This is a genomic window from Streptomyces sp. NPDC048291 (assembly GCF_043201715.1).
Taxonomy (GTDB): domain Bacteria; phylum Actinomycetota; class Actinomycetes; order Streptomycetales; family Streptomycetaceae; genus Streptomyces.
The window spans coordinates 558,859-572,714 of record NZ_JBICZC010000004.1 but is presented as its reverse complement, the minus strand read 5'-3'; the positions used below and the strand labels follow the sequence as shown (position 1 = coordinate 572,714).

Below are 13,856 nucleotides of genomic sequence, written 5' to 3'. Positions count from 1 at the left end.
TTTAGGCCTTATCGAGCCATCACGGTGCGTCCCTACCTTGCGGTCATGTTCTTCACCTACCTGAGGCGCGAACTGCGCCGCCGCAGAAAGGCGGCTCTCGTCGTCGCCTCCGGCCTTGCGCTGGGTATCGCACTGGTCATCGTGGTCAACTCCGTGTCCAACGGCATGGGGAAGGCACAGGACAAGGTCCTCCAGTCGCTGTACGGCCTGGGTACGGACATGACGGTCACCAAGGCCGCGTCGGCGTCCACGAGCGCATCCCAGCGGCCCCGCTTCAACTTCGACGCGCAGAACAACGGTTCGTCGAGCACACAGAGCAGTGACCGGGTCATGGTGCAGGGCTTCACCACCCTCGCCTCCTCCACCGTCACCAAGGTCGGCGGCCAGAAGGGCGTCGCGACCGCGGTCGGCGGGCTGAACCTCAACGTGGTCAAGATCAGCGGCCAGTTCACCCGCGGTCAGTTCCAGCAGAACGGGAACTCCGGCAGCGGCGGCAACCAGGGCGGCCCCGAGGGCGGCGGCAACGGCCAGCCGCAGGGCGAAGTCCAGGGCGGCGGCGCCAACTTCGACGTCAACTCGTACTCGGTCTACGGGACCGACGTCTCCCAGACCGGGATCGGCCCGCTGACCTCCTCGAAGATCACCAGCGGCCGTACCTTCAAGACCACCGAGACCGACGCCAAGGTGCTGGTGGCCGACTCGGCGTACGCCAAGGAGAAGAAGTACAAGGTCGGTTCGACCGTCACCATCAACAAGGTCAAGTTCACGATCGTCGGGATCGCGACGGCCGACAGCGGTGACGCGGCGGCCAACCTGTACATGCCGCTGAAGCAGGCGCAGACGCTCGCCGACGAGAAGAACAAGGTCACCACGATCTACGTCAAGGCGACCGACTCCAAGCAGATCTCGGCGGTCAAGAAGACCATCCAGAGCAACGTCTCGGGTACGACGGTCACCACCTCCGCCGACCTCGCGGACACCGTCTCCGGCTCGCTGTCCACGGCGTCCTCGCTCGCCACCAACGTCGGCAAGTGGCTGTCCATCGCGGTGCTCGTGGCCGCGTTCCTGGTCGCAGGCCTGCTCACCTCGTCGGCGGTCTCCCGCCGGGTCCGTGAGTTCGGCACGCTGAAGGCGCTGGGCTGGAAGTCCGGCCGGGTCACCCGGCAGGTCGTCGGCGAGGCCATGGTCAACGGCCTGGTCGGCGGCGCGCTCGGGATCGCGCTCGGCCTGGCCGGCGCGTATGTCGTCACCGAGATCAGCCCCACGCTGCAGGCCTCGCTGGGCGGCGGTGGTGGCACCGGCGGCGGTGGCGGCGGCTTCGGCGGCGGTGGGGGCGGCGGCTTCGGCGGCGGTCCCGGCCGGCAGACCGCGAAGACCCTGGAGGTCGCCCTGACCGCCCCGGTGAGCGTCACCACGATCACCGTGGCGGTGGGCCTCGCGGTGGCCGGCGGCCTGATCGCGGGCGCGTTCGGCGGCTGGCGCGCGTCGCGGCTCCGTCCTGCGGATGCGCTGCGGCGCGTGGAGTAGTAGCCGACGTCGGCTGGGGGCGGGGGTGGGGACGCTTACCGGCGCTTGCAGGGTGCCTCCCCCAGCCTTCGGCCGGGGGGACCCCCAGCGCCCACCCGTGCCGCCCCAGCGGCACGACTGCCCGCGGCTATGTGAGCCACGGCTGTGAAGCGCCCCGTCAGGGGCGCGGGGAACTGCGCGATCAGCCCCCACCGGCCCGCGGCCGAAATCCGAACCGCCCCATCCCAGAGAACAACGGGAGCCACCATGTACGAACTCAGAAACGTCACCAAGCTCTACTCACGCGGCAAGGACACCGTCCGTGCCCTCGACGGCATCGACCTCACCATCGCCGACGGCGACCGCCTGGTCATCCAGGGCCCCACCGGCGGCGGCAAGTCCACCCTCCTGCAGATGCTGGGCGGCCTGGACCGGCCGACCTCCGGCGAGGTCGTGCTCGACGGCACCGACCTGGCCAGGCTCTCCGAGGCCAAGCTCACCCGGGTCCGCAGCGAGAACATCGGCTTCGTCTTCCAGTCGTTCAACCTGATCCCGACGCTCACCGCGCAGGAGAACGTCGAGACCGCCCTCGTCCCGCTCGGCGTCAAGACCAAGGAACGGCGCGAACGCGCCGCCGAGGCGCTGACGTCGGTCGGTCTCGGCGAGCGCCTCGGCCACCTGCCCGGCGAGATGTCCGGCGGCCAGCAGCAGCGCGTCGCCATCGCCCGGGCCCTGGTCAAGCAGCCCAAGGTGCTGCTCGCCGACGAGCCCACCGGCAACCTCGACGAGGGCATGCGCGACGAGATCATGGACGTACTGGAGCGCATGTGGAAGGAGCACGGGCTGACCTTCATCATGGTCACCCACGACTCCGCGATCGCGAAGAAGGCCCCGCGCCTCGCGACCATCCGCAAGGGCAAGATCACCGTCAAGGAGAACGCCGGCGCGTAACACCGGCGCGCCGAGCGCGACCGCGCGGTTGTGTAACGGTGTTCACCCCGGCGCGTAACAGTTCTCCCGCACTCTTCTTACCGGCCTCTCATCTATTGAGCCCGCTGATCACCCCCCGGCATACTCCGTATTCCGGGGGGTTGACGTATGTGTGTACGGGACTGCCCCCGGCCGGGTGAACGGGGAATTCGCCCGGCACACCGTCTCCTGGGGGAGTCTTGCGCAGACAAGTGAAAAGAGCTGCCGTGGCCTCGGTGGCCACGGCAGCGGCCGTCGCGCTGGCCGCGGGCATGACCAGCCCGGCAGCCGCCGGGCCGGAACAGCGCGTCGCCGCGACCGCCGCGACCGCCTCTTCGCTCACCGCCAAGCACCACATCACCCTGATCACCGGCGACCGGGTCGCCCTCGACGCCAAGGGCCGCGTCGTCGGCCTGGAGCGGGCCGAGGGACGCCGGCACATACCCTTCCGGATCAGCAAGGTCGACGGGCACACCCTCGTCGTCCCCGGTGACGCCGTCCGGCTGGTGGTCTCCGGCAAGCTGGACCGACGGCTGTTCGACGTCACCGAGCTGAACAAGGCAGCGACCCGCAAGGCGCAGAAGAACGGCCTGAAGGTCATCGTCGGCTACCAGGGCGCCGCCGCGGCCACCAAGGCCGACGTCCGGGACGCCGGCACCCTGCGGCACAGCCTGAAGACGCTGAACGCGGACGCCGTGCAGACCCCGGCCAAGGAAACGCCCGAGCTGTGGGACGCGGTCACCAACGGCGACAAGGCTGCGTCCGGCATCGCGCACGTCTGGCTGGACGGCGTCCGCAAGGCCAGCCTGGACAAGTCCGTGCCGCAGATCGGCGCGCCCACCGCGTGGGCGGCCGGTTACAACGGCAAGGGCGTCAAGATCGCCGTCCTGGACACCGGTGTCGACACGACCCACCCGGACCTCAAGGACCAGGTGATCGAGTCCAAGAACTTCAGCACGGCCGCCGACGCCACCGACCACTTCGGCCACGGCACGCACGTCGCGTCCATCGCGGCGGGCACCGGCGCCAAGTCGAACGGCAAGTACACGGGCGTCGCGCCCGGCGCGAAGATCCTCAACGGCAAGGTCCTGGACGACACCGGCTCCGGTGACGACTCCGGCATCCTCGCCGGCATGGAGTGGGCGGCGGCCGAGGGCGCCTCCGTCGTCAACCTCAGCCTCGGCGGCTTCGACACCCCGGAGATCGACCCGCTCGAAGCCGAGGTCAACAAGCTCTCCGAGCAGAAGGGCATCCTGTTCGCGATCGCCGCGGGCAACGAGGGCCCCGAGTCGATCGGTTCGCCGGGCAGCGCCGCCGACGCGCTCACCGTCGGTGCCGTCGACGGCAACGACAAGCTCGCCGACTTCTCCTCCACCGGACCCGCCGCCGACGGCTCCATCAAGCCGGACGTCACCGCGCCCGGCGTCGACATCACCGCGGCGGCGGCCAAGGGCAGCGTCATCGACCAGGAGGTCGGCGAGAACCCGCCCGGCTACCTGACCATCTCCGGTACGTCGATGGCGACCCCGCACGTCGCGGGCGCCGCCGCGATCCTCAAGCAGGAGCACCCCGACTGGGGCTTCCAGGAGCTGAAGGCGGCCCTGACCGGCTCCGCGAAGGGCGGCAACTACACGCCGTTCGAGCAGGGTTCGGGCCGGATAGCCGTCGACAAGGCCATCAAGCAGACCGTGCTCGCCGACCCGGTGTCGGTGAACTTCGGTGTGCAGCAGTGGCCGCACACCGACGACACCCCGGTCACCAAGCAGCTGACCTACCGCAACACCGGCACCTCCGACGTGACGCTCACGCTGACGTCGTCCGCCACCGACCCCAAGGGTGCGGCGGCCCCGGCCGGCTTCTTCAAGCTCGACGCGGCCCAGGTGACCGTCCCGGCGGGCGGCACGGCCTCCGTCGGCCTGACCGTCGACACCAAGCTGGGCGGCACCCTCGACGGCGCCTACTCGGCGTACGTCACGGCGACCGGCGGCGGCCAGAGCATCCGCACGGCGGCGGCGGTCCAGCGTGAGGTGCAGTCGTACAGCGTCACCGTCAAGCACATCGGGCGCGACGGCAACCCGACCGGTGTCTACAGCACCGACCTCGTGAACTACGCGGGCCTCGGCGACGGCCGCGACTTCGTCGTGCCGGTCTCGGACACCGGGACCGCCACGTTCCGGGTGCCGAAGGGCACGTACCTGCTCGACGCCTGGATCGCCAAGAACCTCACCACCTTCGACGGCGGTGTCGACTGGCTCGTCAACCCGAAGCTCGACGTCACCAAGGACCTCACGCTCACCATCGACGCCCGCACCACCAAGGCCGCCGACATCACGGTGCCGGACGCCGGGGCCAAGCCGCACATGGCGACGATCGACTACATGTACGACCCGGCGGGCATCGGGTTCGGGGTCGCCATGGACAGCTTCGACAAGGTCCGGGTGGCACCGCTGGGCGGCGAGGTCGCGAGCGGTCTGACCCAGACCTGGAGCGGCCAGTTCACCAAGGGGAGCGGCGAGGAGTACGACGTCGCGACCAGCGCCCGGGTCAAGAAGCTGCAGGGCGGCAAGGTCCGGCACTTCAAGGCCGGTGAGCTCGCCACGGTCAGGAACGCCGTCGGAGCCTCGGCCCCGGGCAAGACCGGCTCGATCGCTCCGTGGGGGGTCGTCGGCGAGGACTTCGTCATGGGCGACGCGGTGGAGCAGAAGCTGCCGGGCACCCGCACCTTCCACGTCTCCACCGTGGACGGCGCCCAGTGGGCCTTCGACGCCACGCAGTTCTCCGGCCACGACGCCCAGGGCGTGCCGGTCGCCGACGCCTACTACACACTCGGCGACCCGAAGACGTACAAGGCCGGCAAGAGCTACCGGAACACCTTCAACACGGCCGTCTTCGGACCGGAGCTGAGCAGCGGGAGCGGGTACGGCCTGTACCGGGACGGCAACCAGATCTACGGCATCGTCCCGCTCTTCGCGGACGGCGCCCGGCACGCCGGGTCCTCCGACTTCCTGTCGGTGAACACCACCCTCTACCGCAACGGCACGAAGGTCGGCTCCAACAAGGACCCGCTCTTCGGCGACGGCGTGTTCACGGTGCCGTCCGGCGACGCCGCGTACAAGCTGACCACCTCGGTGGTCCGCTCGGCCAGGGTCGCCGCCGCCTCCACCCGGGTCGACGCGAGCTGGACCTTCCGCTCGAAGAAGCCGGGCAGCACCACCCCGCTGGCCCAGCTGCCGGCCTCCACCGTCCACTTCGGCGCCGGCACCGGCCTGGACAGCCGCGTCACGGCGGGCAAGAAGGCCACCTTCCCGGTCACCGTCGAGGGCGCGGCGGCCGGCCGCAACCTGAAGTCGCTCACGGTCTACGTGTCCTACGACCACGGCCGGAACTGGCGGAAGACGACGGTCGCCCACGGCAAGATCACCGTCAGGAACCCGGCCAGGGGCAAGGCGATCTCGTTCCGCGCCACGGTCGTCGACAAGAAGGGCAACAAGTCGGCGGTCTCGATCTACAACGCGTACCACGGAAAGTGAGCCGTGGCCGCTGAGTAGCACCCCAGCGAGCGGCCCGTCGGAAGCGCGGCTTCCGACGGGCCGTTCTCCATGCCTACCGCAGACCGGCGCCCGCCGACCCTCAGGCCGTCGGAGCGACCCGGGTGGCGTCCGTGCCCCAGCTGGCCAGCAGGCGCAGCGCCTCGGCCGACGCCGAACCCGGTTCCGCGTGGTAGGTGACCAGGGCCTGGTCCAGGTCGCCGGGCATCCGGAACGACTCGTAGTTCAGGGACACCTCACCCACCAGCGGATGGTGCATCCGCTTCACCCCGTACGACTTCTCCTTGACGTCGTGGGTCGCCCACAGCCGTCGGAACTCCTCGCTCTTCACCGACAGCTCGCCCACCAGCGCGGAGAGCCGGGGGTCGTCCGGGTAGCAGCCCGCGTCCATCCGCAGCTGGCACACGATGTCGATCGCCTTCTGCTCCCAGTCGACGAAGAGCTCCCGGTAGTCGGGCCGCAGGAACGTCAGCCGGGCCCAGTTGCGCTCCGTCACCGGCAGCTCCGCCCAGTCGCCGAAGACCGCGGCCGCCATCCTGTTCCACGCGAGGATCTCCGAGCGCCGCCCCACGATGTACGCCGGCACGCTGTCCAGCGACTCCAGCAGCTGCCCCAGCGAGGCCCGCACCTGCTGCGGCCGCGCCGACGCCTTCTTCTTGTGCTGCTTGCCCTTGGCGAGATGCATGAGATGCGCGTGCTCGGCGTCGGTGAGCCGCAGCGCGCGGGCGATCGAGTCCAGCACCTCCGGCGACACGTTCCGCCCGTTGCCCTGTTCCAGGCGCGTGTAGTACGCGACCGACACCCCGGCCAGCTGCGCCAGCTCCTCGCGCCGCAGTCCCGGCACCCTGCGGTGCCGCCCGAAGTCCGGCAGCCCCACGTCGGAGGGGCGCAGCCGGGCCCGCCTGGTGCGCAGGAACTCGCTGAGCTCGGCACGCCGGTCCAGGGACGCCGGTTCGGAGGAGGGCAGGGGGAGGTCTTCCATACGTCCAGTATTCATGGTCGTACGCACCGGAACCTGACCCCGCCGGTGGTAGGCACGGCAGACGTACGCAGAGGCGGGGGCTGGGTGGCGGACGTAGCGTGGAGGAGGCTGGAGCCGTGCCCGGGAGGCAGAAGACGACCGGGCGCGAAGACACCATTAGGAGAACCCCCCTCATGACCACTGTTGCTGCTTACGCCGCGCCCGCCGCGAAGGCCCCGCTGGAGCGGACCACGATCGAGCGGCGCGCGGTCGGCGAGTTCGACGTCCTCATCGACATCGAGTTCGCCGGTATCTGCCACTCCGACATCCACCAGGCCCGCGAGGGCTGGGGTACGGCGATCTTCCCGATGGTGCCCGGTCACGAGATCGCGGGCGTCGTCTCGGAGGTCGGCCCGGGTGTCACGAAGTACGCGGTGGGGGACCGGGTGGGCGTCGGCTGCATGGTCGACTCCTGCCGCGAGTGCGACAACTGCAAGGCCGGCCTCCAGCAGTACTGCACCGGCGGCGGTCCGACCTGGACGTACAACGCCGTCGGCAAGGACGGGCAGCCCACTTACGGCGGCTACTCGCAGAAGGTCGTCGTCGACGAGAACTACGTCGTCCGCATCCCCGACGGCCTCCCCCTCGACGTGGCGGCCCCCCTGCTGTGCGCCGGCATCACCACGTACTCCCCGCTCAAGCACTGGAACGCCGGTCCCGGCAAGAAGGTCGCGGTCGTCGGCCTCGGCGGCCTGGGCCACATGGGCGTGAAGATCGCCGCCGCCCTGGGCGCGGAGGTCACCGTCCTGTCCCAGTCCCTGCGCAAGAAGGACGACGGGCTGAAGCTGGGCGCCACGCACTACTACGCGACCAGCGACCCGAAGACCTTCGAGAACCTCGAGGGCACCTTCGACATCATCCTCAACACGGTGTCGGCGCCGCTCGACTTCGACGCCTACCTGTCGCTGCTGAAGACCGACGGCGCCATGGTGAACGTGGGCATCCCCGAGGAGCCGGTGCACATCCTGCTCTCCTCCGTCTTCGGCAACCGCCGCAGCCTGAGCAGCTCCGGCATCGGCGGTATCCCGGAGACCCAGGAGATGCTCGACTTCTGCGCCGAGCACAACCTGGGTGCCGAGATCGAGGTCATCGGCGCCGACCAGATCAACGAGGCGTACGAGCGGGTCGTCAACAGCGACGTCCGCTACCGCTTCGTGATCGACACGGCGACGATCTGAGTCACCGTTCCCGCCTGCGGCCCAGCAGGTAGAGCAGATAGGGGCCGCCGACCAGGGAGGTCAGCGCACCGACCGGGATCTCCAGCGGAGGGACCAGGGTGCGGGCCACCAGGTCGGCGGCCACCAGCACGACCGCGCCCGTCAGCGCCGAGCAGACCAGCGGCAGCTGCGGGGTGCGGGTGAGCCGCCGGGCCAGCTGGGGCGCGGTCAGCGCGACGAACCCGACGGGCCCGGCGGCACCGGTCGCGGCGGCGGCGAGCACGACGCCGAGCGCGGTGAGGCCGAGCCGGGCCCGGTCGACGCGGAGGCCGAGGGCGGCGGCGGTGTCGGGGTCGAGCCCGAGCGGCCGGGCCGCCCGGCCGGCCCACGCCAGCCCCGGCACGGCGAGGGCGAGGACCACGGCGAGCGGCCCGGCCTGCTCCCAGCCCCGCCCGTTCAGGCTGCCGGTCAGCCACAGCTTGACCTGTTCGGCCGCGTCCAGCTCGCTGTCGGTGAGATACAGCTGGACGACGGCGGACAGGGCGACGCCGATACCGACGCCGGTGAGCACGAAGCGGCTGGGCTGCATGCCGTGGCGCCAGGCGAGCGCGTAGACGAGAGCGGCGGCGGTCAGCCCGCCGGCGACGGCGACGACGGGCATCGCACCGGGCGCCGCGACGGCTCCGGTGGCCAGCGCGACCACGGTCGCGGCGGCGGCGCCGTGCCCGACGCCGATGACGTCGGGGCTGGCCAGCGGGTTCCGGGTGACCGTCTGCACCAGCGCCCCGGCGACACCGAGGGACGCGCCGACGAGAGCGCCGAGCACGATCCGGGGGACCCGCAGCTCGTTGACGACGAGTTCGTAGGGTGTGGGGGCGCCGCGCAGGGTGCGCCAGACGTCCGGGGGAGAGATGTAGGTCTGGCCGACGCAGGCCGAGGTGACCATGGCGGCGGCGAGCAGGGCGAGCAGCGCGAGGGCGACGAGGATCGACCGTTTGTGGAGGACGAGGGAGAAACGGGGGTGCGGCCGCAGCACGAATCCACCTGCGGGCCGGTGGGGGTTGCTCGCGCAGTTCCCCGCGCCCCTTACGGGGCGCTGCCTGCGGGCGCTCGTGTCAGCCACTTCAGCCGCGGGCAGTCGTGCCGCTGGGGCGGCACGGGTGGGCGCGGGCGGCACCCGGCAAGCGCCGGTGAGCGGCCCCACCCCCCGGCCCCGGGTGCGCCTCACGCCACGGCTCCCTTCCGCCGGACCAGTGCCACGAGCACCGGCACCCCCACCAACGCCGTCATCACACCCGCCGGCACCTCCGCAGGAGCCCGCACCACCCGTCCCACCACGTCCGCGGCCACCAGCAGACCCGCTCCCAGCAGCGCGGACAGCGGCAGTACCCGCCCGTACCCGCCACCCCGGACCAGCCGCCGTGCCAGATGCGGCACCACCAGCCCGACGAACGCGATCGGCCCGGCCGCCGCCACCGCGGCAGCGGTCAGCAGTGTCGCGCCCAGCGCCGCGCACCCCCGGACCAGATGGACCCGGTGCCCCAGCGCCCGCGCCGTCTCGTCGCCGAGCGCGAGCGCGTCAAGACCCCGGGCGCAGCACAGCACCAGCACGGCGCCCACCGCCAGGAACGGCAGCATCCGTACGACCGTCCCCGCGTCCCGCCCGCTGAGCGCCCCCACCTGCCAGAACCGGAACTGGTCGAGGGTGGCCGAGCTGGAGGTGAGGACGACGGTGGTCGCGCCCGCGGTCATCGCGGACAGGGCGGTGCCGGCCAGCGCCAGCTTCACCGGGGACGCCCCGCCCCGCCCGCGCGCCGCGACCCCGTACACCAGGCACGCGGCGACGACGGCGCCGGTGAAGGCGTACCAGACGTAGGCCCCGAAGCCGTACCCGGAGCCGTCGAGGACGATCGCGAGCACGACCCCGGCCGCCGCCCCCTGGCTCAGGCCGAGGATGCCGGGGTCGGCGAGCGGGTTGCGGGTGACGGCCTGGAGCGTGGCGCCGGCCAGGCCGAGCGCGGCGCCCGCGGTGAGGCCGACCTCGGTGCGGGGCAGGCGCAGGGAGCGGACGACGAGCGCGTCGGGGGAGGCCCCGCCGTGCAGCAGGGCGTCGAGGACGGTCGCCGGCGGTACCGCACGGGTGCCGACGGCGAGGCTGAGCACGGCGACGACGGCCACCGCGAGGGCGGCCGTCGGCCAGAGCAGGGCGCGGCGCACTTACCGGAGGTGCTCGGCGAGCTGTCGTGCGACCAGACGTGCGGCCGTGGGACCGGCGTTGAGGTACCAGGGGTCGTCGTCGACCTGCACGGCGTGCCCGGCACGCACCGCCTTCAGGGACTTCCACAGCGGCCCGGCGAGCACGGTCGCCGCGTCCGTCTTCTGCGCGTCGCCCTGCACCGAGTAGAAGATCCAGTCGCCGTCGGCGATGTCGACCTTCTCCGCGCTGATGTCCTGCGAGATCGCGTTGAACCGCTGGGACTTCGGGCGGGACAGGCCCATGTCGACGGCTATCGAGCCGGTGAAGGAGGAGACACCGAACATCCGGGTGCGGTCCGGTGTGAAGCGGACCATGGACACGGTCGCCGAGCCGTCGAGAGCGGAGCCGCTCTCCTTCGCGTTGCCGACGATGCCGTCGAGGAGGTCCTGCGCCTGCTGCCCCTCGCCGACCGCGTCCCCGACGAGCAGCAGGTCCCGCTTCCAGTTGATGCCCTGGCCGGCGGTGACCACGGTGGGCGCGATCTTCGACAGCTGGGGGTAGAGGTCGCCGAGCGAGTCGTTGACCAGGATCAGGTCGGGCCTGGCGGCGGCCAGGGACTCCAGGTTGGGCGCGGTGCGGGTGCCCGCGTCGGTCATCGCGGCGAGCTTCTTCTCGTGCTGCGGGAAGGCGTCGGCGAGGTAGTCGGGGACCAGTCCGGCGTTCTCGGCGCGGGTGCCGGCGGTCGGCACGATGCCGAGGGTCAGGAGGTCGTCCAGCTGCCCGGTGCTGAGCACCGCGATCCGCTTCGGCTGTGCCTTGATGGTGGTGCTGCCCTCGAAGTGGGTGACCGTGCGCGGGAAGACGCCGTCGGCATCGGTGTCGGAGCCCATCCCGTCGGCGAGCGCGCTGGGCGCGGCGGAGGGCCCTTCGGAGGCGCCGGCGACCTCGTTCACGGCTCCGTCGCCGTGGGCGGCGGTACCGGCATCGCCGTCACCGCCGGACGACGAGCAGCCGGCCAGCAGGCCGCCCACCACGGAGACGGCGGACACGGCCAGGACGGCCCTCGACCTCAACGTACGCACGACTAACTCTCCCGATCAATGACTAAGGTGAGCCTTACCTTAACTGGTGTCGGGAGTACGTTGGACGGGAGGAGGTCCCACGATGACCGTGAACCTGAACCACACCATCGTCGCCGCACACGACAAGCACGCGTCGGCGAGGTTCCTCGCCGACATCCTCGGCCTCGAAGTCAGCCCGGACTACGGCCCGTTCGTCCCCGTCGCGGTACCCAACGGCGTCACCCTCGACTTCATGGAGACACCCGGGAACATCCCGCCGCAGCACTACGCGTTCCTGGTCTCCGAGGAGGACTTCGACGAGATCTTCACCCGGGTCCGGGCGGCCGGCCTCACCTACTGGGCCGACCCGTCCCACAGCCGTCCCGGCGAGGTCAACACCAACGACGGCGGCCGTGGCACCTACTTCGACGACCCCAACGGCCACCGCCTGGAGATCCTCACCCGCCCCTACGGCAGCGGCGGCTGACCCAGCGGCACGGACTCGCCGGGCGCGTACGACCGTACGACCGCACCCGCCGGGTCGCCGTCGGCCGCCGGCCGTACGACATGGACGTGCCCGCGCCCGCCGACCCGGCCCCGCCCGTCCGTCGTTTCCGTCGCTTCCGGCACTTCCAGCACGGTGTTCTCGTCGATCGCCACGCCGTACCGGACCGATCCGCGCGACACCGCCGCGACCAGCCGGCCCAGGGTGCCCCACTGGGCCGCGTGCACGTCCACCGCGAAGGGCACCAGGCCGAGGCCCGGCCGCACGGCGACCTCGTCGAGATCCTCCGCGGTGTCCGGCGGGCAGACCGGCACCCCGTCCGCCAGCCAGCCGCCGACCACGGCCCGCCGGGCGGCGAGCGCGGCACCCGCGGAGAACCCGGCGTACGGGATGCGGTGTTCGGCGAGCAGCCCGGTCAGCCGCTCGGCACACGCCGCGAACGCCTGCTGGTACGCGGGTGTGAGCCCACCGCAGACCAGCAGTCCGGCCGGCGCGTTCGCCAGGAGCGCGTCCGGCTCGAACCGGCCCCCGAGCGGCACGAGCAACGGCACCGCGGCCTCGGCCCCCGCGCTCCGCAAGGCTTCCGCGTACCGCGCGAACTGCTCCGCCCCGTCGCCCTCGTCGACGACGACACACCCGATCCGGCCGCCGCCCGCGGCCCGTACCAACGGCCCGTACACCTCGGGCGCGTCCCAGCCCCCGCCGACGAGGGAGATCCGGCTCACGGGGGAGAAGCCGCCGCTCATGTCGCCCGCAGTCCCGTGAGGCCGTCCTGCGCGGCCATGACCAGCTCCATGCCCCGGTTGTCGGCGGCGGGCTCGCGCATCTGGTTCGTCACGTACGCCAGCGCCAGCCGCTCGTCGGGGTCGACCCAGACCAGCGCGCCGCCCCAGCCGCCCCAGCCGAGGGCGTTGCCGAAGAGGCCGTAGCCGAGGCCGTACCGGGCCGGCATGCGAAGGATGCGGTCCTCGCCCTCGAACTGCACCTCCCTGGCCCGCTCGCACCCCTCGGGGGACAGCACCCGGACCCCGCCGACGGTTCCGCCGCAGGCGAGCAGGGACTGCGCGAGCGCGACCGAGCGGGCGTTGCCGTAGCCGCTCGCCGCGGGGATCTGCGCGCGGCGCCAGGCGAGGCCGTTGCCGTCCCGGACGCGCAGGGGGGTGGCGGCGGTGGGGGCCGCGTCGCTGTTCGCCGCACCCGCCGTGTACTCCTCGTCCCTGCCCGGCGGCGGCACGGTGAGGGCGACCCGGCCGTCGTGTTCGGGGCCGAGGCCGAGATGGAAGTCCGCGCCCAGCGGCCCGGCCACCTCCGCGGCGAAGAACTCGCCCACGGTCCGCCCGGTGATCCGGCGCAGCACCTCGCCCACCAGGAACCCCTGGGTGAGCGAGTGGTACCCGGCCGCGGTCCCCGGCTCCCACTGCGGGGCCTGCCCGGCGAGCCGCGCCGTGGCGGCCGTCCAGTCGTACAGCTCCTCGACCGGGCCCTCCCAGTCGGGCAGCCCGGCGGTGTGCGACAGCAGGTGCCGAACCAGCACGTGCCGCTTGCCGGCCGCGGCGAACTCCGGCCAGTAGCGGGCGACCGGCGCGTCCGGGTCCAGCCTCCCCCGGTCGATCAGGACGAGCGCGCACAGCGCGGTCATCGTCTTGGTCACGGAGTACACGTTGACGATCGTGTCCCGCTCCCACGCCCGGGTCCGGCCGGCGTCGGCGAACCCGGCCCACACGTCCACCACCGGCTTCCCGTCCACGAAGACGGCCACGGCGCCGCCGACGTCGCCGTGGGCGACGAATCCGGCGAGAGCGGAGGGCACGGCGGTGAACAGTTCGTCGTACGAGCCCTGGATGTCGGCCATGCATGCCATTGAGCCCGCAGGCGCGAGTCCGGGCAACCGA

Annotated in this window: 11 protein-coding genes; 5 read left to right on the top strand and 6 right to left on the bottom strand. The window is 71.9% G+C overall.

Annotated elements, in window-relative coordinates; all coding sequences use genetic code 11:
- Positions 1-45 precede the first annotated feature (45 nt).
- From ACGF5O_RS13430 to ACGF5O_RS13420, 3 genes are all read left to right on the top strand, one after another.
- A complete protein-coding gene (locus ACGF5O_RS13430) occupies positions 46-1,527 on the top strand; it encodes an ABC transporter permease (RefSeq protein ID WP_393810008.1) in 1,482 nt (493 codons plus the stop codon).
- 246 nt (positions 1,528-1,773) lie between these two features.
- On the top strand, positions 1,774-2,457 hold the full coding sequence (locus ACGF5O_RS13425; RefSeq protein ID WP_393810007.1) for an ABC transporter ATP-binding protein: 684 nt from the start codon (positions 1,774-1,776) through the stop codon (positions 2,455-2,457).
- Positions 2,458-2,747: 290 nt separating this feature from the next.
- Positions 2,748-6,005, top strand: coding sequence for a S8 family peptidase (locus tag ACGF5O_RS13420; protein WP_393810141.1), 3,258 nt, complete (start codon positions 2,748-2,750; stop codon positions 6,003-6,005).
- A gap of 100 nt (positions 6,006-6,105) precedes the next feature.
- Here the strand turns inward: ACGF5O_RS13420 and ACGF5O_RS13415 are convergent, their stop codons facing one another.
- Entirely contained in the window at positions 6,106-7,005 is a 900-nt protein-coding gene (locus ACGF5O_RS13415) for a helix-turn-helix transcriptional regulator (protein WP_393810006.1), read from the bottom strand.
- Positions 7,006-7,178: 173 nt separating this feature from the next.
- Between ACGF5O_RS13415 and ACGF5O_RS13410 the strand changes: the two genes are divergently transcribed.
- Complete coding sequence (locus ACGF5O_RS13410; protein ID WP_393810005.1) at positions 7,179-8,222, top strand: NAD(P)-dependent alcohol dehydrogenase; 1,044 nt, start codon at positions 7,179-7,181, stop codon at positions 8,220-8,222.
- A gap of 1 nt (position 8,223) precedes the next feature.
- Here the strand turns inward: ACGF5O_RS13410 and ACGF5O_RS13405 are convergent, their stop codons facing one another.
- The 3 genes from ACGF5O_RS13405 to ACGF5O_RS13395 all read right to left on the bottom strand — a co-directional run bounded on the left by ACGF5O_RS13405 (position 8,224) and on the right by ACGF5O_RS13395 (position 11,471).
- Positions 8,224-9,237, bottom strand: a complete 1,014-nt coding sequence (locus ACGF5O_RS13405) for a FecCD family ABC transporter permease (protein WP_393810004.1) — start codon at positions 9,235-9,237, stop codon at positions 8,224-8,226.
- 188 nt (positions 9,238-9,425) lie between these two features.
- Positions 9,426-10,418 carry a FecCD family ABC transporter permease gene (locus ACGF5O_RS13400; protein ID WP_393810003.1) on the bottom strand — a complete coding sequence of 331 codons (993 nt, stop codon included), beginning with the start codon at positions 10,416-10,418 and terminating at the stop codon, positions 9,426-9,428.
- Positions 10,419-11,471, bottom strand: coding sequence for an ABC transporter substrate-binding protein (locus ACGF5O_RS13395; protein ID WP_393810140.1), 1,053 nt, complete (start codon positions 11,469-11,471; stop codon positions 10,419-10,421).
- Positions 11,472-11,562: 91 nt separating this feature from the next.
- Between ACGF5O_RS13395 and ACGF5O_RS13390 the strand changes: the two genes are divergently transcribed.
- Positions 11,563-11,946, top strand: coding sequence for a VOC family protein (locus tag ACGF5O_RS13390; RefSeq protein ID WP_393810002.1), 384 nt, complete (start codon positions 11,563-11,565; stop codon positions 11,944-11,946).
- Here ACGF5O_RS13390 and ACGF5O_RS13385 read toward each other — a convergent pair.
- Positions 11,928-12,710, bottom strand: coding sequence for a hypothetical protein (locus ACGF5O_RS13385; protein ID WP_393810001.1), 783 nt, complete (start codon positions 12,708-12,710; stop codon positions 11,928-11,930). The two genes, ACGF5O_RS13390 and ACGF5O_RS13385, sit on opposite strands and share 19 nt — an antisense overlap.
- Positions 12,707-13,816, bottom strand: a complete 1,110-nt coding sequence (locus ACGF5O_RS13380; protein WP_393810000.1) for a serine hydrolase domain-containing protein — start codon at positions 13,814-13,816, stop codon at positions 12,707-12,709. The genes ACGF5O_RS13385 and ACGF5O_RS13380 overlap by 4 nt, the downstream gene beginning before the upstream one ends.
- Positions 13,817-13,856 lie beyond the last annotated feature (40 nt).

Excerpts from the sequence above, each read along its gene's own strand:
- ACGF5O_RS13430 (WP_393810008.1), top strand. The coding sequence starts at position 46 with ATGTTCTTCACCTACCTGAGGCGCGAACTGCGCCGCCGCAGAAAGGCG.
- ACGF5O_RS13410 (WP_393810005.1), top strand. The coding sequence starts at position 7,179 with ATGACCACTGTTGCTGCTTACGCCGCGCCCGCCGCGAAGGCCCCGCTG.
- ACGF5O_RS13420 (WP_393810141.1), top strand. The coding sequence starts at position 2,748 with ATGACCAGCCCGGCAGCCGCCGGGCCGGAACAGCGCGTCGCCGCGACC.
- ACGF5O_RS13415 (WP_393810006.1), bottom strand. The coding sequence starts at position 7,005 with ATGGAAGACCTCCCCCTGCCCTCCTCCGAACCGGCGTCCCTGGACCGG.
- ACGF5O_RS13425 (WP_393810007.1), top strand. The coding sequence starts at position 1,774 with ATGTACGAACTCAGAAACGTCACCAAGCTCTACTCACGCGGCAAGGAC.
- ACGF5O_RS13380 (WP_393810000.1), bottom strand. The coding sequence starts at position 13,816 with ATGGCCGACATCCAGGGCTCGTACGACGAACTGTTCACCGCCGTGCCC.
- ACGF5O_RS13390 (WP_393810002.1), top strand. The coding sequence starts at position 11,563 with ATGACCGTGAACCTGAACCACACCATCGTCGCCGCACACGACAAGCAC.
- ACGF5O_RS13385 (WP_393810001.1), bottom strand. The coding sequence starts at position 12,710 with ATGAGCGGCGGCTTCTCCCCCGTGAGCCGGATCTCCCTCGTCGGCGGG.